Below are 19,367 nucleotides of genomic sequence, written 5' to 3'. Positions count from 1 at the left end.
ATGCAGATCAGCGACCTACCGTATCCGGACCCTGGGGTACCCGACGCCCGCTCAGGACCCCGCTTCCTCGTGTGGCTGGGTCGCGGCCAACTCGGCGGACAGGCGAAGAGCCTGTGCTGGGGCATGCTGCACTTCTCCGGCATCGCGGGGCTGCCGTACGCGGTGGGCACGGGCATCGACGCGGCCGTCGACCGCGATGCCACCCGGCTGCTGCTCGTGGGCGGCCTGGTCGTCCTGCTCGGCGCGGCCATCTCCCTCGGCGACGCCATGCTCCACCGCACCGCCGTCACCAACTGGATCACCGCGGCGGCGCGCGTGCAGCAACTGCTCGCGCGCAAGACCGCCGAGCTGGGTTCGGCCCTGACCCGGCGGGTCGCCGCGGGCGAGGTGGTGGCCGTGTCCACCGGTGACGTGGAGAAGATCGGCTGGTTCGTCGAGGCGGTCTCCCGCTTCCTCGCCGCCGCCGTCACCGTCGTGCTCGTCTGCGTCGGACTGCTCTTCTACGCCCCCGAACTCGGCGTGGTCGTGGCGATCGGCGTGCCCCTGGTCGCCCTGGCGGCGCTGCCGTTGCTGCCCCGGGCCACCAGACGCGCCGACTTCCAGCGGGAGAAGGCGGGCAAGGCCACCGAGCTGGCCTCCGACACGGTCGCGGGTCTGCGGGTCCTGCGCGGCATCGGCGGCGAGGAGCTGTTCCTCGGCCGTTACCGCGAGGCCTCCCAGGAGGTCCGCGAGGCCGCGGTGCGCAGCGCCCGGATGTGGGCGCTGATCTCCGCGATCCAGGTGCTCCTGCCGGGTGCGCTGCTGATCACGGTCGTCTGGTACGGCGCGGCGCTGGTCCTGGACGGCCGCATCGCGGTGGGCCAGCTCGTCGCGGTCTTCAGCGCGGTGGCCACGCTGCTGTACCCGCTGAGGCACTTCGAGGAGATCGCGATGGCCTACTCCTTCTCGCGCCCCTCCGCGCAGCGTGCCGCCCGGGTGCTGTCCCTGACCCGTACGGACGCCGCCGCCGAGCGGCCCGCGGCCGCCGGAGTGCCCGTTCCCGCTTCCGTCCCCGCTCCCGGTGGGGACCTGTACGACCCGGCGACCGGGCTGCTGGTTGCGGCGGGCCGGTTCACCGCCGTGGTGTGCGGGGACCCGGACCTGGCGGGGCGGCTGGCGGAGCGGCTGGGCGGCCATCCGATGGACGCGGAGGCGGGCGGGCCAGCGGAGCCGTCCGTACTGCTGGGCGGGGTCGCGCTGGACGAGCTCGCGCTGGACACCGCGCGCACGCTGGTCCTCGTCCAGGACAAGGAGCCGGTGCTGCTGTCGGGGACCCTGCGCGACCTGTTCGACGTACCGGCTTCCGGGGCGGTCGAGCCGGACGCCGCGCTGGGCGCGGCCCAGTGCGGCGACGTGCTGGACGCGCTGCTGCAGGCGGCTCCGGACGGGGTGGACGACCCGATGGACGCGCGGATCACCGAGCGCGGCCGGTCGCTCTCGGGCGGCCAGCGCCAGCGGCTCGCCCTGGCCCGGTCGCTGGTCACCGACCCGGAGGTGTTGGTGCTCGACGAGCCGACCTCGGCGGTCGACTCGCACACCGAGGCGCGGATCGCGGACGGCGTGGCGGCGCTGCGCGCAGGCCGTACCACGGTGGTGCTGGCCTCCTCGCCGCTGCTGCTGGACCGCGCCGACCGGGTCGTCCTGATCCACGAGGGCGCGGTGGCCGCCATCGGCACGCACCGCGAGCTGCTGCACGGCGAACCGCTCTACCGAGCGGTGGTGACGCGCGAAACCGAGGAGGAGCAGCGGGCCGCGCGGCCCGAACCGACCGAACTGGACGAGGTACTCACAGAGATCGAGGAATCCGCATGATCGGCCTGGCACCGCCGGAGTACGACCCGGCGGCCCCCGAGTCGGCCGCGACCCTGCCCGTGGGCACGTCGGCGACCGTCCGGGGCTATGTGCGCGGACTGTTCCTGCGCCACCGGCGGGCCTTCGTGCTGCTGGTGACGGTCAACGCGGTGGCGGTGATCGCCTCCATGGTCGGCCCGTACCTGCTGGGCCGGGTCGTGGACCAGCTCGCGACGGGCGCCCGTGAGCTGCACCTGGGGCAGATGGCACTGCTGTTCGCACTGGCGCTGGGCGTGCAGACCTGTTTCGTCCGATTGGTCCGGTTGCGCGGAGCGATGCTGGGCGAAGAGATGCTGGCGGACCTGCGCGAGGACTTCCTCGTGCGGTCGGTCGGACTGCCGCCGGGCGTGCTGGAACGCGCGGGCACCGGCGACCTGCTCTCGCGCATCACCACCGACATCGACCGGCTGGCGAACGCCATGCGCGAGGCCGTGCCGCAGCTGGCCATCGGCGTGGTCTGGGCGGGGCTGCTCTTCGGGGCGCTCGCGGTGACGGCGCCGCCGCTGGCGCTGGCCGCGCTGGTCGCGCTGCCGGTGCTGGTGATCGGCTGCCGCTGGTACTTCCGCCGGGCGCCGTCGGCGTACCGCTCGGAGGCGGCCGGTTACGCGGCGGTGGCGGCCGCGCTGACCGAGACGGTGGACGCGGGCCGCACGGTCGAGGCGCACCGCCTCGGAGCGGACCGGATCGCCCTGTCGGAGCGGCGGATCAAGGAGTGGACCGCCTGGGAGCGCTACACGCTGTACCTGCGGACGGTCCTCTTCCCCGTCATCAACGTCACCTACGTGACGATCCTCGGCTCGGTGCTGCTCATCGGCGGCTACTGCGTGCTGCGGGGCTGGATGTCGGTGGGGCAGATGACCACGGGCGCGCTGCTGGCCCAGATGATGGTCGATCCGATCGGTCTGATCCTGCGCTGGTACGACGAGCTGCAGATCGCGCAGGTGTCGCTGGCCCGGCTGGTGGGCGTGCGGGAGATCGAGCCGGACGCGGGGGACGCCGCCGTCTCGCCGGAGGGCCGGGCGGTCCGTGCGGACGAGGTGCACTTCGGCTACCGCGAGGGCGTGGACGTCCTGCACCGGGTGTCGATGTCGGTGCCGCCGGGGACCCGGATGGCACTGGTCGGGCCCTCGGGCGCGGGCAAGTCCACGCTGGGCCGGCTGCTGGCGGGCATCTACGCGCCCCGGACGGGCGAGGTCACGCTCGGCGGGGCCCGGCTGTCGCGCATGCCCGCGGAACGGGTGCGCGAGCACGTGGCCCTGGTCAACCAGGAGCACCACGTGTTCGTGGGCTCGCTGCGGGACAACCTGAGGCTGGCGCGTGCGGGCGCCGGGGACGCCGAGCTGTGGGCGGCGCTGGACTCGGTGGACGCCGACGGCTGGGCGCGCGCCCTGGCGGCCGGGCTGGACACCGAGGTCGGTTCCGGCGGGACGGCGCTGACCCCGGCGCAGGCGCAGCAGGTCGCGCTGGCCCGGCTGGTGCTGGCCGATCCGCACACGCTGGTGCTCGACGAGGCGACCTCGCTGCTGGACCCGCGAGCGGCGCGGCACCTGGAGCGTTCGCTGGCCCGCGTGCTGGACGGCCGGACGGTGATCGCGATCGCCCACCGGCTGCACACCGCGCACGACGCGGACGTGATCGCGGTGGTCGAGGGCGGCAGGATCAGCGAGCTGGGGTCGCACGCGGAACTGGTTGCGGCCGACGGGGCGTACGCGTCGCTGTGGCGCTCCTGGCACGGCTGACCCGGCCGTCCGCGACGCCCGTGGCCCGTTCCCCGCTGGTGGGGGCCGGGCCACGGCTCGATCCGGGCGGCGCGGCCGGCCCGGGACGGGCGGCGCGATCCGGATGGGACGGCCTAGATGAATCCGAGGGCGGAGGCCCCGCCGAAGCCGCCGAGGAGCAGGAAGACCGGCATCAGGACCTTGAGCTCCACCCAGCTGCCGGCGCGGAAGCGCATCATCTTCGGCGGGCCTATCGGGTACCAGCGCTTGCCGGCGATCGGGAGGGGCCAGAGCACGGGGCAGCCGGAGACCGTCAGCGCGTCGCCGATGTCGTGGACCAGCGCGCCGAGCATGATCGGCAGGCCGAGCCAGAGGTACTCCTGGCCCGGGGCGTCGAAGAGCCAGCCGGCGCCGTTGCCCGGCTGATCGAGGACGCCGGCCAGGATCCAGGCACTGGTGGCGCCGAGCAGCCAGACGAGGATGTCGCTGGACATCCGGGCCGCCCGCCAGAGCAGGCCCTCGACGGCGAGCACGAGGTGGACGAAGAGCAGGGCCAGCACGCCCCACCGGTCGGCGGTGACGGCCAGGGCGGAGGCGCCGGAGCCGATCAGGACGGCCCACAGCCAGGTGTGCGTCAGGGTGCGGTGGCCGCCGGTGCGGCGGGCGTCGCGCGGGGAGCGGGTGGCCTTGTAGACGGCGTAGGAGATCTTGTCGACCACCTCGCACAGGCCGCGGGAGAGCGGTCCGAAGGCGCGGGAGATCGTCGCCGACTTGTGGTCGAGGTCGGGGGCGAGTGCCGCTCCGGCGCAGATCAGGGCGCCGACGACGAGAACGGGCCACGGCATCGCGTACCCGGTGGCCGCCGTCGCCGCCCCCACGCCCAGCCAGGCTGCCGCGCCGGACAGTGAGTGCGCCGGACCCATCATGGTCGTTCCCCGCCCCGGTGGTGTGCTGGTCGGACCCGGTTGACCGTTTCATCCGGGCCTCATCGACGGCACAGCGTACCGCCGATGATCTTCGCGACGTCCGCCGGTTCCCTGATCCGGGGGGAAGCCAGGCAAGATGGGGGGTGTGACCCTCATTGATCAGCTCCCGCCGAACGCCGACCCCGACGCCCTCTTCGAGGCCTTCTCCTCGTGGGCCGAGGGGCAGGGCATCACCCTGTACCCGGCGCAGGAGGAGGCACTGATCGAGGTCGTCTCCGGCGCGAACGTGATCCTTTCGACCCCGACCGGCTCCGGCAAGAGCCTGGTGGCGGCGGGCGCCCACTTCACCGCGCTGGCCCAGGACAAGGTCACCTTCTACACCGCGCCCATCAAGGCGCTGGTGTCGGAGAAGTTCTTCGACCTGTGCAAGCTCTTCGGCACCGAGAACGTGGGCATGCTGACCGGCGACGCCTCCGTGAACGCGGACGCCCCGGTGATCTGCTGCACCGCCGAGGTCCTGGCCTCGATCGCCCTGCGCGACGGCAGGCACGCCGACATCGGCCAGGTCGTGATGGACGAGTTCCACTTCTACGCGGAGCCGGACCGCGGCTGGGCCTGGCAGATCCCGCTGCTGGAGCTGCCCCAGGCGCAGTTCGTGCTGATGTCGGCGACGCTCGGCGACATGAAGCGGTTCGAGGAGGACCTGACGCGCCGCACGGGGCGGCCGACCACGGTGGTCCGGTCCGCGACCCGGCCGGTCCCGCTCTCCTACGAGTACGTCACCACGCCGATCACCGACACGATCACCGAGCTGCTGGAGACCCGGCAGGCCCCGGTGTACATCGTGCACTTCACCCAGGCCCAGGCCGTCGAACGGGCACAGTCGCTCATGAGCATCAACATGTGCACGCGCGAGGAGAAGGACCGGATCGCCGATCTCATCGGCAATTTCCGCTTCACGACCAAGTTCGGCCAGAACCTCTCCCGCTACGTGCGGCACGGGATCGGCGTACACCACGCCGGCATGCTGCCGAAGTACCGGCGGCTGGTGGAGAAGCTCGCCCAGGCCGGTCTGCTGAAGGTGATCTGCGGTACCGACACCCTGGGCGTCGGGGTCAACGTCCCGATCCGCACGGTGCTGTTCACCGCGCTCACCAAGTACGACGGCAACCGGGTCCGGACGCTGCGCGCCCGCGAGTTCCACCAGATCGCCGGCCGCGCGGGCCGGGCCGGCTTCGACACCGCCGGTTACGTGGTCGCACAGGCCCCCGAGCACGTGATCGAGAACGAGAAGGCCCTCGCGAAGGCGGGCGACGACCCGAAGAAGCGGCGCAAGGTGGTGCGCAAGAAGGCGCCCGAGGGGTTCGTCGCCTGGTCGGACACCACGTTCGAGAAGCTCATCGCGGCCGACCCGGAGCCGCTGACTTCCCGCTTCAAGGTCACCAACATCATGCTGCTGTCGGTCATCGCCCGGCCCGGCGACGCCTTCCAGGCGATGCGCCACCTGCTGGAGGACAACCACGAGCCGCGCAAGGCGCAGCTGCGACACATCCGCCGCGCCATCGCGATCTACCGCTCGCTCCTGGACGGCGGTGTGGTCGAGAAGCTCGACACCCCGGACGCGGAGGGCCGCACCATCCGGCTCACCGTCGACCTCCAGCAGGACTTCGCGCTGAACCAGCCGCTGTCCACCTTCGCGCTGGCCTCCTTCGACCTGCTGGACCCCGAGTCCCCCTCCTACGCGCTGGACATGGTCTCCGTCGTCGAGTCCACGCTGGACGACCCGCGCCAGATCCTGGCCGCCCAGCAGAACAAGGAACGCGGCATCGCCGTGGGTGCGATGAAGGCCGACGGGATCGAGTACGAGGAGCGGATGGAGCGGCTCCAGGACGTCACCTATCCCAAGCCCCTGGCCGAGCTCCTCTTCCACGCCTACGACGTGTACGCCAAGAGCCATCCGTGGGTCCGCGACCACCCCGTGTCGCCGAAGTCGATCATCCGCGACATGTACGAACGCGCGATGACGTTCACCGAGTTCACGTCCTACTACGAGCTCGCCCGCACCGAGGGCATCGTGCTGCGGTACCTCGCCGGCGCGTTCAAGGCGCTGGACCACACCATCCCCGACGACCTCAAGTCCGAGGACCTCTACGACCTGATCGAGTGGCTCGGTGAGCTGGTCCGCCAGGTCGACTCCAGCCTGCTGGACGAGTGGGAGCAGTTGGCGAACCCGGAGGTGGAGACGGCGGAGCAGGCCCAGGAGAAGGCGGACCAGGTCAAGCCGGTCACCGCCAACCCGCGCGCCTTCCGCGTCCTGGTCCGCAACGCCATGTTCCGCCGGGTGGAGCTGGCCGCCCTCGACCACGTGAACGTGCTGGGCGAGCTGGACGGCGAGTCCGGCTGGGACGCCGACGCCTGGGGCGAGGCCATGGACGGGTACTGGGACGAGTACGACGACCTGGGCACCGGTCCGGACGCGCGCGGACCCAAGCTCCTCCAGATCGAGGAGGACCCGGCCCACGGGCTGTGGCGCGTCCGCCAGACCTTCGCCGACCCCAACGGGGACCACGGCTGGGGCATCAGCGCCGAGGTGGACCTCGCGGCCTCCGACGAGGAGGGCCGGGCGGTCGTCCGGGTCACGTCCGTCGGCGAACTCGGCCAGCTCTGACCTCACCCGACCGACCGCCCTCCCCCGCAGCCACCGCCCCGCCGCACCCGAACGTGGAGACCCTCCGATGACGAACCCCGCAGAGAGACTGGTCGATCTGCTCGACCTGGAGCAGATCGAGGTCAACATCTTCCGGGGCGTCAGCCCCCAGGAGTCGCTCCAGCGCGTGTTCGGCGGCCAGGTCGCCGGCCAGGCGCTGGTGGCCGCCGGCCGTACCACCGAGAGCGACCGGCCGGTCCATTCGCTGCACGCGTACTTCCTGCGCCCCGGCATCCCCGGGGTGCCGATCGTGTACCAGGTGGAGCGGGTGCGCGACGGGCGGTCCTTCACCACGCGCCGGGTCACCGCGGTCCAGCAGGGCAAGACGATCTTCAATCTCACCGCCTCCTTCCACCATCCCGAGGAGGGCGGCATCGAGCACCAGCTCCCTCCCCGCGTCGAGTTCCCGCACCCGGACACGCTCCCGAAGGTGGCGGACGAGATCCGCGAGCACCTGGGCGCGCTGCCCGAGGCGCTGGAGCGGATGGCCCGCCGCCAGCCGTTCGACATCCGGTACGTGGACCGGCTCCGCTGGAGCCCCGAGGAGCTCAAGGACGCCGACCCGCGCAGCGCGGTGTGGATGCGAGCGGTCGGCCCGCTGGGCGACGACCCGCTCGTGCACACCTGCGCCCTCACCTACGCCAGCGACATGACCCTCCTCGACGCCGTGCGCATCCCGGTGGAGCCCCTCTGGGGCATGCGCGGTTTCGACATGGCGAGCCTCGACCACGCCATGTGGTTCCACCGGCCCTTCCGCGCGGACGAGTGGTTCCTGTACGACCAGGAGTCGCCCATCGCGCACGGTGGCCGGGGCCTGGCCCGCGGCCGCATCTACGACCTGGAGGGCAGGCTGCTGGTCTCCGTGGTCCAGGAGGGCCTCTTCCGTCCGTACCCGGCCCGGCCCGCCGCACCGTCCGAGCCCTCCTCCGAGAACTGAGCACGCCCATGCCCACCCCCGCCCTCCCCTGCCCCTGCGGGCTGCCCGCCGCCTATCCGGAGTGCTGCGGCCGCTTCCACTCCGGGGCCGGCCGGGCCCCCACCGCCGAGCGCCTGATGCGTTCGCGGTTCAGCGCCTTCGCCGTCGGCGATGCCGCCTACCTGATGCGGTCCTGGCACTCCTCGACCCGGCCGGACCGGCTCGACCTGGAGCCCGGGCAGCGTTGGGAGCGGCTGGAGATCCTGGCCACCGAGCGCGGCGGGATGTTCGAGACGGAGGGGGCGGTCGAGTTCCGGGCGCACTACCGCGAGGGCGGGCACACCGGTTCGCTGCACGAGCACAGCGCCTTCTCCCGCGAGGACGGGGCCTGGGTCTACGTCGGCCCCCTGTCCCCCGTCGACTTCGACTGACCGCGCGCCCCGCGCAGGGCGAGGTCGAGGTCGCCGCGGTACCGGCGGACCTCCTCCGGCGGCAGGGCCTTGAGCAGGCCCTGCGCCACGGCGGCGGCCACGGGGACCTGAGGGTGTCCGTAGGGCGGGGGCGGGGCGAGCGCGGCCAGGACGATCCGCTCCGCCGGGTCGGGCGCGGCCTCGCGCACCTCGTCCTCCGGCAGTACGGACGCCAGCACCGCCGCCCGCTCCCACGGGTCCGCGGTCCGTCTCAGCAGCAGCCCGACGTGCCGACCGCGCCACGTGCGGGGCCGCAGGTCCCCCCGGGCCGCCATCAGCTCCCGGTCCGCCGCGGGCGCGACCCCGCGCAGCAGTTCCGGCTCCCGGGCGGCGAACTCCCTCAGCTCCGCGGCCAGGTAGAGCCAGACCACGGCCCGGTAGCGGTTGATCCGGTAGCCGACCGGCACCACGTGCCCGCAGCGGGCGAGCCGCGTGAAGCGGCTGGGTCCCACCTTCAGCACCGCGGCCGCGGCCTCCGCCCCGGCGACGGTCGCCAGCCGCTCGCGCAGCGCCTCCGGCGGGCCTTCGGCCGCTCTGACCCGGTCCAGCTCGGCGCGGGCGTAGCGCGCCCCGCCGCCCGCGGGCGCCGGCGGGCCGACCCGTACGATCCCCAGCTGAACGGCCCGGGCGAACTCGGTCCGGCTCAGGCCCAGCGCGGCCGCGGCCCGCACGCCGCCCCACCACGGTTCCACCGGCCCCTCGGCCGACGCGTCCGCCCGTGCCGGGGCCGACGCGTCCGTCCGTACCGCCCCCGGAGCGTCCGCGGTCATGTGCGCACCCGCGGCCACGGCCTTGAAGACGGCCCCGGTCAGGGCCGCGTCCCCCCGCGCGCTCCGACCGGACCGCGTCCTCATCCGCGCCGCCGTGCCCTCTCGCGGCGCCGTCTCCCTGTGCGTCATCACGTTCCTCCCCCACGAGCGACAATCACTCTCCGTGAAGAACGTAACTCAGTGCCACGAAACCCGGCGAGGCCTGTGGACAACTCCCGCCGCCGGCCCCCGGTCAGCCGCCCGGACCCGCGCCAGCCGCGCCAGCCGCGCCGTCAGCCGCGTCACCCGCCCGTCGTCCGCCGCTCCGCGACACCCAGATGTTCGCCGACCCGGTTGACCAGCAGCGTCATCTCGTACGCGACCTGGCCGATGTCCGCTTCGGAAGCGCTCAGCACGCACAGACAACTGCCCGCTCCCGCCGCCATGACGAACAGCACCCCCTCGTCGTACTCGACCATGGTCTGGCGGACCTCACCGGCCCGGAAGTGCCGGCCCGACCCCTTGGCCAGGCTCTGCAGACCGGCCGCGACCGCCGCCAGGTGCTCCGCGTCCTCGCGCGCCAAGCCCGCGCTGGCGCCCGTCACCAGGCCGTCGTTGGACAGCACCACCGCGTGCCTCACCTGCTGGACCCTGCGCGTCAGGTCGTCCAGCAGCCAGTCGAGCTGCTTGTCCAGTGCCATTTCGAGTCCCTCCCCGTAGACGCTGCCGACGTGGCCGCGCCCCACCCCGCGTAGTCGTGCCGCAAGCCTTCCCCACCAGTGCCTTTCCGGCAAGGAGGATGTCCCCATGGCGAAGAAGATGACTGAAGAGGAATGGCGGGCATTCGTCTCCCGTTCCACCCGTACCGGAAAGCTGTCCACCGTCCGCGCGGACGGCAGCCCGCACATCGCTCCCGTCTGGTTCGTGCTGGACGGCGACTCCTTCGTGTTCAACACCGGCGAGGACACGGTCAAGGGCCGCAACCTCGCCCGGGACGGCAGGGTCGCGCTCTGCGTGGACGACGACCGGCCGCCCTTCTCGTACGTGGTCCTCCAGGGACGCGCCGAGATCAGCGGGCACGCGGACGGCGCGGACGAGATGCTGGCCTGGGCGACCCGGATCGGCGCCCGCTACATGGGCGAGGAGCGCGCCGAGGCCTTCGGCCGCCGCAACGCCGTCCCGGGGGAACTCCTCGTCCGGGTCCGGATCGACAAGGTGATCGCCACCGCCGGCGTCGCCGACTGAGCGTCGCCCCCGTCGCCGCCCCCGGCTTCCGCCTCCTCCCTCCCCGTCCCGCGCCCGCGGGCCGGCTCACACCGAGTCGGCCCGCGGCTCCACCGAGTCCAGCAGCCGCGCCGCGCACACCCTGCCCGCGTACTCGACCAGCCTGATCAGCACGTCCCTGCCCGATTCCTGGTCCCGTGCGTCGCACAGCAGCACCGGTGTGCCCTGCTCCAGGTCCAGCGCCCGCGCCACGTCGCACACCCCGTAACTCCGTTCCCCGGTGAAGCGGTTGACGGCCACCACGAACGGAATGCGCCGGTGCTCGAAGTAGTCCACCGCCGGGAAGCAGTCCGCCAGCCGCCGCGTGTCGGCGAGGACCACCGCGCCGAGCGCCCCGCGCGCCAGTTCGTCCCACAGGAACCAGAAGCGGTCCTGCCCCGGCGTTCCGAACAGGTACAGGGCGAGACCGGACCGGATGGTGATCCGACCGAAGTCCATGGCCACCGTCGTGGTGGTCTTCCGGCCCACCCCGGCCGTGTCGTCGACCAGTTCGCCGGCCTCGCTGAGCACCTCTTCCGTCCTGAGCGGCCTGATCTCGCTCACCGCGCCCACGAGCGTGGTCTTGCCGACCCCGAAGCCGCCCGCGACCAGGATCTTCAACGCGAGCGAGGCCGCATCCGCCTCGTCTCCGGGATCGGCGACGGAGCCGGCCGAGGGGTGGGTCCCAGGTCCGGCGTCGGGCCCTCCGGTGGGTTCGAGCTCGGCCTCCCCTCCGTCGGCGACCGCGTCACCGGCCACGCCGCCGTGCCGCCCGTCCCCGCGTTCTCGCGTCACAGCGCTCGCCGTCCCTCGACGAGGCCCCGCACGATCCGCTCGGCCGACGGCAGCGGCGACGAAGGCGGCGTGCTCCGGATGCCCAGGTGTCCCATGGCCACCGGACGCTAGTCCGGGTGAGGTCGCGAACAGGGGGTGCGTTCCGAAAGCCGCTGGAAGTGCTGGAATATGACAGGGATACGTTCACGTTCGATCACACCGCGTACTGGATTGCACACGATCCGGAGCCTCGGGTCGTGCGGGGCGCGCACCACCCGCGTCGTGCGGGGCGGCACCCGTGGGAGACCATGGGCGTATGAACGAGGACCACACGCACGTGCAGGAGTTCTTCGGACCGCGCGCCGCCGACTGGGACCGCAAGTTCCCCGGAGACGGGCCGTCCTTCACAGCCGCCGTGGCCGAGTCCGGACTGCGGCCCGGGGACCGGGTGCTCGACGCGGGCTGCGGCACGGGACGGGCCCTGCCCGCGCTGCGGGCGGCCGTCGGGCCGGGCGGGGCGGTGCTCGGCGCCGATCTGACCCCGCAGATGCTGGCGGCCGCGCAGCGGGCCGGGCGGGCCGCGGACGGAGCGCTGCTGCTGGCGGACGTGGCCCGGCTGCCGTTGCGCGACGGGGCGTTGGACGCGGTCTTCGCGGCGGGGTTGATCGCCCACCTGCCCGACCCGGGGGCGAACCTGCGCGAGCTGGCCCGGGTGGTCCGCCCCGGCGGCCGGCTCGCACTGTTCCACCCGATCGGGCGGGCCGCCCTCGCCGCCCGGCACGGGCGCGAGCTGACCTCGCAGGACCTGCGCGCGGAGCACAACCTGCGCCCGCTGCTGGCCGGTTCGGGCTGGGACCTGGTGTCGTACGCCGACGAGGACGCCCGTTTCCTGGTGCTGTCCGTACGTCGGGCGTGAGGCGGGCGGGCGCGAGACGGCCGGCGGGCGCCCGGGCCGCCGGCCCGGCCCGGGCGCAGCGGCGCGGGCCGGGCGCAGCGGCGCGGGCCGCGCCGGCCGCCGCGTCGGGTACGCGGGCCGCGCGCCCCGGACTCGCGGACGCCTCCGGGATCACGCCGGAGGCTGAGCCTCCGCTCCGCTCGGCCGTCGGGGGTGCGGCACGGGGCAGCCGCCCGACGCGGCCAGCGGGAACGTGCCGAGCTCGCCCACGTCGTAGCCCCCGGGATAGCTCTTGACCTCCCGGTTCTGCCGCGCGTAGTGCGGGGTCCCGCGCGGCGGGAGCAGCCGTACCGCGCGGCCGCGCAGGCGCAGGGCGCCGCGGACCAGCCTCCGCACGCGCGGGTCCGGACGGTCGTAGCGGAAGGCGTCGAGCAGGGGGTCGTCCAGGAGGGCGCGGCCCGCGCCGCGGACGGCGGGGGCGAGGGGCGCCGGATACCAGGAGGCCATCAGGTCGAGGGTGGAGTCGGCGACCTTGCGGCCGCCCTCGTCCCAGCCGAACCACGCCTTCTCGTACGCGTCCAGGGTGGCTTCGAACTCCTCGAAGGTGTCGGGGATGTCCGTGATCCCCATGTGGCGGCCGAGGGTGGCGTAGTAGCGGGCGGCGGCCCGGCGCTCGTGGTGGGTCAGCGGGCGCCAGCCGTAGGCGTCGAGCCAGCGCGCCGGGATGACGACGAACGTGGACAGGACGTAGCGCATCTCCTCGTTGGAGATGTCGTAGCTGCGGTGCATCTGGTTCACGCGACGGATCGCGGTGCGTGCGGTGTCGCTCTCGAAGCCGTGCTCGACGACCGCGTCGAGGAGCAGCGCGGTGTCGTCGTAGCGGCGCTGCGCACGGTCGGTGAACTCGGCGGTCCGGGCCAGCAGGCTGCCGATGGAGGGCACGGCGTAGGTACGGAAGAGGGCGAGCTCCAGGGCGCGGGTGAAGTCCCAGGGGAACTCGTAGGTGGCGGTGAGCCGGTAGATGGCGAGGAAGTCCCGGTCGGGGTCGAGCCGGAGGATCTCCCTCAGCCGGTCGTAACGCTGCACCGGATGTCCCTTTCTGTGGCGGGTCCCCAACTCTACGTGCAGGCAGCGCCCTTGGAAATCGCCCCCCGCGGGCTCTCGACGGGCGGGTTACCCGCTGGTTAGGGTGCGCCGACGAGAGAGCTACCGGGAGGCCACGTGTCCGACGACGAGGATGGCGGCTCGCTGTACGTGCTGACCGCCGTGCTGTTGACTCCCGCGCAGTTCCCGGGCGTCCTGGGCGACGACTTCCCCGAGGCCTGCTCCCTGCTGGGCGTGCGGCCGTCGGGCGCGGGGTACGGACTGGTGCTGGGACAGGACGAGGAGGGCGCGCGCTGGACGGTCGTCGTGGACGACGTCTCGCTCGTGGCCGCGGCCATCGCCTCCTGGGACTGCGGGATCGAGTACGACCTGTCGCCCGACGAGCGGTCGATCGTGGTCTCGTTGGCCGGGTGGCCGCTGGAGCTGTCGGTGGCGGCTCCGGGCGTCCCGGAGCCGCACGACCCGGAGCAGGGTGCGGACGGTACGGGGCGGGTGCCGCTGGCACCGCCCTCCGCGGAGGCCTGGGGGCCGGTGCAGCGGCGCATGGGGGCGGACCAGGTCGCCCGGGAATGGGCGGACTGGAGCGAGCGGGTGGCGGGGGACGGCGGCGCCGCGGCCGCCGCGCACCCCGGACTCGCCCGGGCCCTGGAAGAGGCGGCGGGCTACGCCCGTACGGCGCCTCCACCCGGCCGGGTGCGGTCGTCCTTCGCGGGCGAGGGGGCGCGGACGCTGCGGGCGGACGGGGCCGGCTGGTCGCTCGTGGCGCGCACCGGCGGCGCGGCCTTCGTCCTGCTGGACGAGGAGCCGGGCGAGGTGCTCGTGGTTCCCCCGCACGGGCCGGACGGGCTGCCCGAACTGCCGGACCTGCTGGCGGCACTGGACCGCGTGGCCGTGCGCCCGGCCTGAGCCCGGCCGGGCACCCGCGGCCCTGAGCGGCCGCCAGGGGGAGAGGCCCGCAACGGTCCGGCCCGGATGCCTCCGCTCTCGCCCCGCGCGGGCTTCCCGGGCCGCCGTCAGCGGCCGATCCGCTTCCTGGACACACCCCGCAGCCGACGGCGCTGGGAGGAGTCCAGCAGGAGGTAGGCGGCGGCGGGGACGCCGATGAGGACCAGCAGGCCCGCCCAGAATCCGACGGACCAGAACAACACGATGGCTGCCACGACTCCGGCAACCGCGACCTTTCCGCTCGTTGACACCTGCGGACACCTCCTTGTGTCGTCGACCACTCCCCCCCTCAACGCGCCGTCGCGGGCGTGCGTTCCCCGACACCCGGACGGCCCGCGAAGTGACCCGGGTCACGGCGCGGACCGGTCCGGGCGGCGGTTCGGGTGGGATACTCTCGGCCACCCCGTACCCGGTAGTCAAGTTTGAGGAATGCGTGCTCTCCGAAACCTCCGGTCTCCAGGACCTCGTCCGCTGCTCCGCCGTCTTCCTTCCCGGCGAGCCCGCACGGACCGGCCGGATCGGGTTCTGGCAACCGGATGGTGAAGCTCCGCGGATCGGAGCCGGGATCCGGACCACGCCCGGTGGCGGTGGCGGTGGCGGTGGGCGGCCGCCCGGCACCGGCCCCGGTGTCCTCTTCCCCGGCGGCGCCTTCGAGGAGCTCACCCTCATCACCCCCGACCTGCGCCGCACCAGCGTCACCGCGTTCGTGCTGCCCGTCGGCGAGGCCCTCCCCGTGCTCACCCGTGCGCGGGCCCGCGCCCACGCGCGCGCCCCACGCACCGCGCCCGACCCGGGCCAAGGTCCCGGCGATCCCCGACCCGCCACCGTCTTCTGGGGCGCCGCCGCCCTTCTCGCGCTGCGGTTCACGGCCCGCGGGCTGCTGCTGCCGGGCCTGAGTCCCGCGGGCCACGACACCTGGCGGGCCGGCCCCCTGGAGCCCGCCGACCTCGACGAGATCCGGGCCTTGGCGGCCGCCATGCCGCCCGAGGCACACTGCGTACCGCTGGCCGGCGAAGGGCCGCCCCGGCTGCCCGCGCCGCAGCCGCTGCTGCACGCCTTCCTCGACGCCGTGGCCGACACCCTTCCCCGCTCGCCCGCCGCTCCCGTGGCGGCCGGCGGCCCCGCCTACGCCGACCGCGCGCCCCGGCCCCGTCCCGCGCTGGCCGACTGGGCCGCCGAAGTCGCCGCCCACCACGACGCGGGCGTGCGGATCTCCCTGCGGATCGAGATCGACCACGCACCCGCCTCCCCCGGCCCCTCCCTCGCCGCCGGCCCTCCCGACGCCCCCCACACGGCCGCGGACACCGGCGCGGACACCGATGCAGACAACGCCGCCGACACCGACGCCGTCCCTGCCGCAGACGCCCTCGACGACCCCGGCGCCGACGCGTCGTTCCGCGCCGTCCTGCAGATGCACGGCCTGGCCGACACCGCGCTCGTCGCCGACGCGGCCGACGTCTGGGCCGGTGCCGCCGAAACGGCCGCCGCCTTCCCGCCCCGCGCCCGGATGGACGCCCTGCGCGCGCTGCGCCGCGCCGCCCGGCTCTGGCCGCCGCTCGCACCGCTGCTCGGCGCCGCCGTCCCGGACTCCGTGGACCTCGCCCCCGAAGAGGTCTCGGAACTGCTCGGGGCCGTCTCCCGCGAGCTCGCCGCCGAGGGGGTGCAGGTGCACTGGCCCCGCGGGTTCGCCCGTACGCTCACCGCCCGCGCCGTGATCGGCGCCCCGGCCGCCGCGGCCGCCCCCGGCTCCCCCTCCGGACTGCTCTCCCCCGGCGCCCTGCTCTCCCTCGGCTGGCGCCACTCCCTCGGCGACCGGAACGGCGACCTCACCGCCGCCGAGCTCGACCGGCTCGCCGAGGCGAACCGGCCCCTCGTCCGGCTGCGCGACCGGTGGGTGCTGGTCGATCCGGCCGAGGCCCGCCGGGCCCGTGCCCGGCAGGGCCGCGAGCTCCCCGCCGCGGACGCGCTGGCCGCCGTACTCACCGGGACGGCCGAACTCGACGGCCGGTGCGTGGACGTGGAGGCCACCGGGGCGCTGGAGGGGCTGCGGGCGCGGCTCACCGCCGATCCGTCGCGGGACGAGGGCCCCGAGGCCCCGCCCGCGCTGCGCGCCACCCTGCGCGACTACCAGCTGAGCGGCCTGCGCTGGCTGGCCCGGATGACCTCGCTCGGCCTCGGCGCCTGCCTGGCCGACGACATGGGCCTCGGCAAGACGGTCACCCTCATCGCCCTGCACCTGCACCGCAACGGCCCCGGGCAGCCCGCCACCGCCGGGCCCACCCTCGTCGTGTGCCCGGCCTCGCTGCTGGGCAACTGGCAGCGGGAGATCGAGAAGTTCGCCCCCGGGACACCCGTACGGCGCTACCACGGCCCGGGCCGCAGCCTCACCGCCCCCAGCAGCCACACGGACACCGCCCGTCCCGCCGGCCCGCTCGACGGCTTCGTCCTCACCACCTACGGCACGATGCGCGTGGACGCACCCGAACTCGCCGCCGTCACCTGGGGCATGGTCGTCGCCGACGAGGCCCAGCACGTCAAGAACCCGCGTTCCTCCACCGCCAAGGCCCTGCGCACCATCCCCGCCCCGGCCCGCGTCGCCCTCACCGGCACTCCCGTGGAGAACAACCTCTCCGAGCTGTGGGCCGTGCTCGACTGGACCACCCCCGGCCTCCTCGGCCGCCTCGGCGCCTTCCGCACCCGCTACGCCGAACCCGTCGAGAGCGGCCGCGACCCGCAGGCCGCGGCCCGGCTGGCCTCGCTCGTCCGGCCGTTCCTGCTGCGCCGCCGGAAGTCCGACCCGGGCATCGCACCCGAGCTGCCGCCCAAGACCGAGACCGACCACGCCGTCACACTCAGCCCCGCCCAGGCCGGGCTCTACGAGGCCGTCGTGCGCGAGACGCTGGCCTCGATCTCCGAGGCGGACGGCATGGAGCGGCGGGGCCTGGTGGTCAAACTGCTGACCTCCCTCAAGCAGGTCTGCAACCACCCCGCCCAGTACACGCGCGACGCGGCCGGCGCCCGCTCCGGCAAGCTCGAACTCCTCGACGAGCTCCTCGACACGATCCTGTCCGAAGGCGGATCGGTCCTCGTCTTCACCCAGTACGTGGCGATGGCCAGGATCCTGGAGAAGCACCTCGCCGCCCGGGGCATCGCCGCCCAGCTGCTGCACGGCGGGACGCCGGTGCCGCGGCGCGAGGAGCTCGTGGACCGCTTCCAGGCCGGCGAGGTCCCGGTGTTCCTGCTGTCGCTCAAGGCCGCCGGGACCGGCCTGAACCTCACCCGGGCCGGCCACGTCGTCCACTACGACCGCTGGTGGAACCCGGCCGTCGAGGAACAGGCCACCGACCGCGCCTACCGCATCGGCCAGACCCAGCCCGTACAGGTCCACCGGATCATCGCCGAAGGCACCGTCGAAGACCGCATCGCACGACTCCTGGAGCGCAAGCGCCACCTCGCCGACGCCGTCCTCGCGGGCGGCGAGGCCGCCCTGACCGAACTGACCGACGCCGAACTGGCCGAGCTCGTGGCACTGCACCGCCCGGCCGCGGGGAGTGGCGCATGAGCACCCGAGAGCCCTACGAGGAGACCTTCCCCGCGCTGGCGCCCACACCGCCCGGCCGCGGCTTCGCCCACACCTGGTGGGGGCACTCCTGGCTGCGCGCCCTGGAGGACAGCGCGCTCGACGGAGAACAGGTCCGGCGGGGGCGGCGGTACGCGCGCACGGGCGCGGTGGGGGCCGTCTCGGTCCGCCCGGGCGGACTCACCGCCGTGGTGCGCGACCGGGACGGTACGGCGCACCGCACCGACGTCCTCGTGCAGGAGTTCACGGACGCGCAGTGGGACCGGCTGCTGGGGCTCGCGGCCGCGGAGGCGGGGCACATCGCGGCGCTGCTGGACCGCGAGGTGCCGCCGGAGCTGGCCGAGGACGCGGCGGTCGCCGGGGTGGAGCTGCTGCCCGGCATCGGAGACCTCGAACCGCGCTGCGACTGCGGCGAGTGGGACCACTGCCCGCACTCGGCGGCGCTCTGCTACCAGGTGGCGCGGCTGCTGGACCAGGACCCCTTCGTACTGCTGCTCCTGCGCGGGCGCGCCGAGGCGGACCTGGTGGAGGAGCTGGAGCGGCGCAGCACAGCGGAGGCCGGATCCGGGGCCGCCGGGGCGCAGTCCCCGCAGGGCGGGACCCCTGCCGGGGTGCCGGCGGCGGAGGCCTTCGCGGCGCGCGCGGCCGGGGCGCCGCTGCCCCCGCCCCCGGCGCTGCCCGCGGCGCCGGGGCAGCCGCCCTCGCTGGACACGGACACCGAGCCGGCCGGACTCGACGTCGACGCGGTGGAGTTCCTCGCGCAGGCGGCCGCGGCCGAGGCCCACCGGCTGCTGGCGCGGGCCCTGGCTCCGGGCCACGCGGAGCGGGCCCCGTCGGCTCCGCTCACCCAGGCCGAGGACACCGTACGCCTGGTGGCCGAGGCCGGGCACCTTCGGGTCCGCTCCCGTCTGGCGGCGGCTCTCGACAGGGACCGGGCCGCGATGGAACCGGCCGTACGGGCCTGGGGCTTCGGCGGGGCACCCTCCCTGGCGGCGCTGGAGGACGACTGGACGCCGGACCGCGCGACGCTGGCCCGGGCCCGGGCGGCACTCGCCGCGGCCTGGGCGGACGGCGAGGCACCGGTGCTGCGCCGGGTGCGGGCCCGCTGGACCGCGGCGGACACCGGACGCCAGCTCCGACTGGGCCGGGAGGGGCGCTGGTGGCCCTACCGCCGCGAGGCGGGCCGGTGGCTCCCGGCGGGCGCGTCGGCCCCGGACCCGGGCTCGGCGCTGACGGCACTGGAGCCGGCCGCCGGGACGGAGCCGGGTGCCGCGCCCGGCTCCGTCGGGGCGGCGGGGGGCACCGGGGAGAGCCGCTAGGCCGTCTCTTTCGGATCTTGTCGGCCGAGCCCGCGGCGTCTGGTGCCGTGCCTGGGCGTGCTGCCGGGGCGCTCGCGTACGGGACGTACGTGGTCGCCCCGGCAGTGCGGC

16 protein-coding genes are annotated in these 19,367 nt (G+C 74.5%); 10 read left to right on the top strand and 6 right to left on the bottom strand.

What is annotated here, in order from left to right:
- The gene (locus CP968_RS28930; RefSeq protein WP_150520791.1) at positions 1–1,851 is read left to right on the top strand and encodes an ABC transporter transmembrane domain-containing protein; all 1,851 of its coding nucleotides are present in this window, start codon (positions 1–3) and stop codon (positions 1,849–1,851) included.
- A complete protein-coding gene (locus CP968_RS28925) occupies positions 1,848–3,629 on the top strand; it encodes an ABC transporter ATP-binding protein (RefSeq protein WP_150520790.1) in 1,782 nt (593 codons plus the stop codon). The genes CP968_RS28930 and CP968_RS28925 overlap by 4 nt, the downstream gene beginning before the upstream one ends.
- A 113-nt stretch (positions 3,630–3,742) precedes the next feature.
- Here the strand turns inward: CP968_RS28925 and CP968_RS28920 are convergent, their stop codons facing one another.
- On the bottom strand, positions 3,743–4,534 hold the full coding sequence (locus tag CP968_RS28920) for a metal-dependent hydrolase (RefSeq protein WP_150520789.1): 792 nt from the start codon (positions 4,532–4,534) through the stop codon (positions 3,743–3,745).
- Between the two features lie 145 nt (positions 4,535–4,679).
- On the opposite strand from CP968_RS28920, the gene CP968_RS28915 reads away from it, so the two are divergent.
- From CP968_RS28915 to CP968_RS28905, 3 genes are all read left to right on the top strand, one after another.
- Entirely contained in the window at positions 4,680–7,202 is a 2,523-nt protein-coding gene (locus CP968_RS28915) for a DEAD/DEAH box helicase (protein WP_150520788.1), read from the top strand.
- A gap of 67 nt (positions 7,203–7,269) precedes the next feature.
- Positions 7,270–8,178, top strand: coding sequence for an acyl-CoA thioesterase (locus CP968_RS28910; protein WP_150520787.1), 909 nt, complete (start codon positions 7,270–7,272; stop codon positions 8,176–8,178).
- Positions 8,179–8,186: 8 nt separating this feature from the next.
- A complete protein-coding gene (locus tag CP968_RS28905) occupies positions 8,187–8,588 on the top strand; it encodes a YchJ family protein (RefSeq protein WP_150520786.1) in 402 nt (133 codons plus the stop codon).
- On the opposite strand, the gene CP968_RS28900 is transcribed toward CP968_RS28905, so the two are convergent.
- Both CP968_RS28900 and CP968_RS28895 read right to left on the bottom strand, forming a co-directional pair.
- A complete protein-coding gene (locus CP968_RS28900) occupies positions 8,552–9,526 on the bottom strand; it encodes a DUF6397 family protein (RefSeq protein ID WP_167536865.1) in 975 nt (324 codons plus the stop codon). The two genes, CP968_RS28905 and CP968_RS28900, sit on opposite strands and share 37 nt — an antisense overlap.
- A gap of 152 nt (positions 9,527–9,678) precedes the next feature.
- Positions 9,679–10,077: a roadblock/LC7 domain-containing protein gene (locus CP968_RS28895; RefSeq protein WP_150520784.1), complete on the bottom strand. Its 399-nt coding sequence runs from the start codon at positions 10,075–10,077 to the stop codon at positions 9,679–9,681.
- Between the two features lie 106 nt (positions 10,078–10,183).
- Between CP968_RS28895 and CP968_RS28890 the strand changes: the two genes are divergently transcribed.
- Positions 10,184–10,621: a PPOX class F420-dependent oxidoreductase gene (locus CP968_RS28890; RefSeq protein WP_150520783.1), complete on the top strand. Its 438-nt coding sequence runs from the start codon at positions 10,184–10,186 to the stop codon at positions 10,619–10,621.
- Between the two features lie 66 nt (positions 10,622–10,687).
- Here CP968_RS28890 and CP968_RS28885 read toward each other — a convergent pair whose 3' ends face one another.
- Complete coding sequence (locus CP968_RS28885) at positions 10,688–11,260, bottom strand: GTP-binding protein (RefSeq protein WP_229886847.1); 573 nt, start codon at positions 11,258–11,260, stop codon at positions 10,688–10,690.
- A 469-nt stretch (positions 11,261–11,729) separates the two neighbouring features.
- Here CP968_RS28885 and CP968_RS28880 point away from each other — a divergent pair, with 469 nt between their 5' ends.
- The gene (locus CP968_RS28880) at positions 11,730–12,329 is read left to right on the top strand and encodes a class I SAM-dependent methyltransferase (protein WP_150520782.1); all 600 of its coding nucleotides are present in this window, start codon (positions 11,730–11,732) and stop codon (positions 12,327–12,329) included.
- Positions 12,330–12,479: 150 nt separating this feature from the next.
- Here the strand turns inward: CP968_RS28880 and CP968_RS28875 are convergent, their stop codons facing one another.
- Entirely contained in the window at positions 12,480–13,394 is a 915-nt protein-coding gene (locus tag CP968_RS28875; protein WP_150520781.1) for an oxygenase MpaB family protein, read from the bottom strand.
- A gap of 135 nt (positions 13,395–13,529) precedes the next feature.
- Between CP968_RS28875 and CP968_RS28870 the strand changes: the two genes are divergently transcribed.
- Complete coding sequence (locus CP968_RS28870; protein ID WP_150520780.1) at positions 13,530–14,318, top strand: hypothetical protein; 789 nt, start codon at positions 13,530–13,532, stop codon at positions 14,316–14,318.
- 107 nt (positions 14,319–14,425) lie between these two features.
- Here the strand turns inward: CP968_RS28870 and CP968_RS28865 are convergent, their stop codons facing one another.
- Positions 14,426–14,608, bottom strand: coding sequence for a hypothetical protein (locus CP968_RS28865; protein WP_150520779.1), 183 nt, complete (start codon positions 14,606–14,608; stop codon positions 14,426–14,428).
- A 182-nt stretch (positions 14,609–14,790) separates the two neighbouring features.
- On the opposite strand from CP968_RS28865, the gene CP968_RS28860 reads away from it, so the two are divergent.
- Both CP968_RS28860 and CP968_RS28855 read left to right on the top strand, forming a co-directional pair.
- Positions 14,791–17,919 (top strand): DEAD/DEAH box helicase, encoded by a 3,129-nt coding sequence (locus CP968_RS28860; protein ID WP_150520778.1) that lies wholly within the window; start codon positions 14,791–14,793, stop codon positions 17,917–17,919.
- A complete protein-coding gene (locus tag CP968_RS28855; RefSeq protein ID WP_229886875.1) occupies positions 17,916–19,256 on the top strand; it encodes an SWIM zinc finger family protein in 1,341 nt (446 codons plus the stop codon). Before CP968_RS28860 ends, CP968_RS28855 begins: the two co-directional genes overlap by 4 nt.
- The last annotated feature ends 111 nt before the right edge of the window (positions 19,257–19,367 follow it).

This window comes from Streptomyces subrutilus (assembly GCF_008704535.1).
Taxonomy (GTDB): domain Bacteria; phylum Actinomycetota; class Actinomycetes; order Streptomycetales; family Streptomycetaceae; genus Streptomyces; species Streptomyces subrutilus.
The sequence above is the reverse complement of the archived record's forward strand: the minus strand, read 5'-3'. Positions and strand labels throughout refer to the sequence as shown.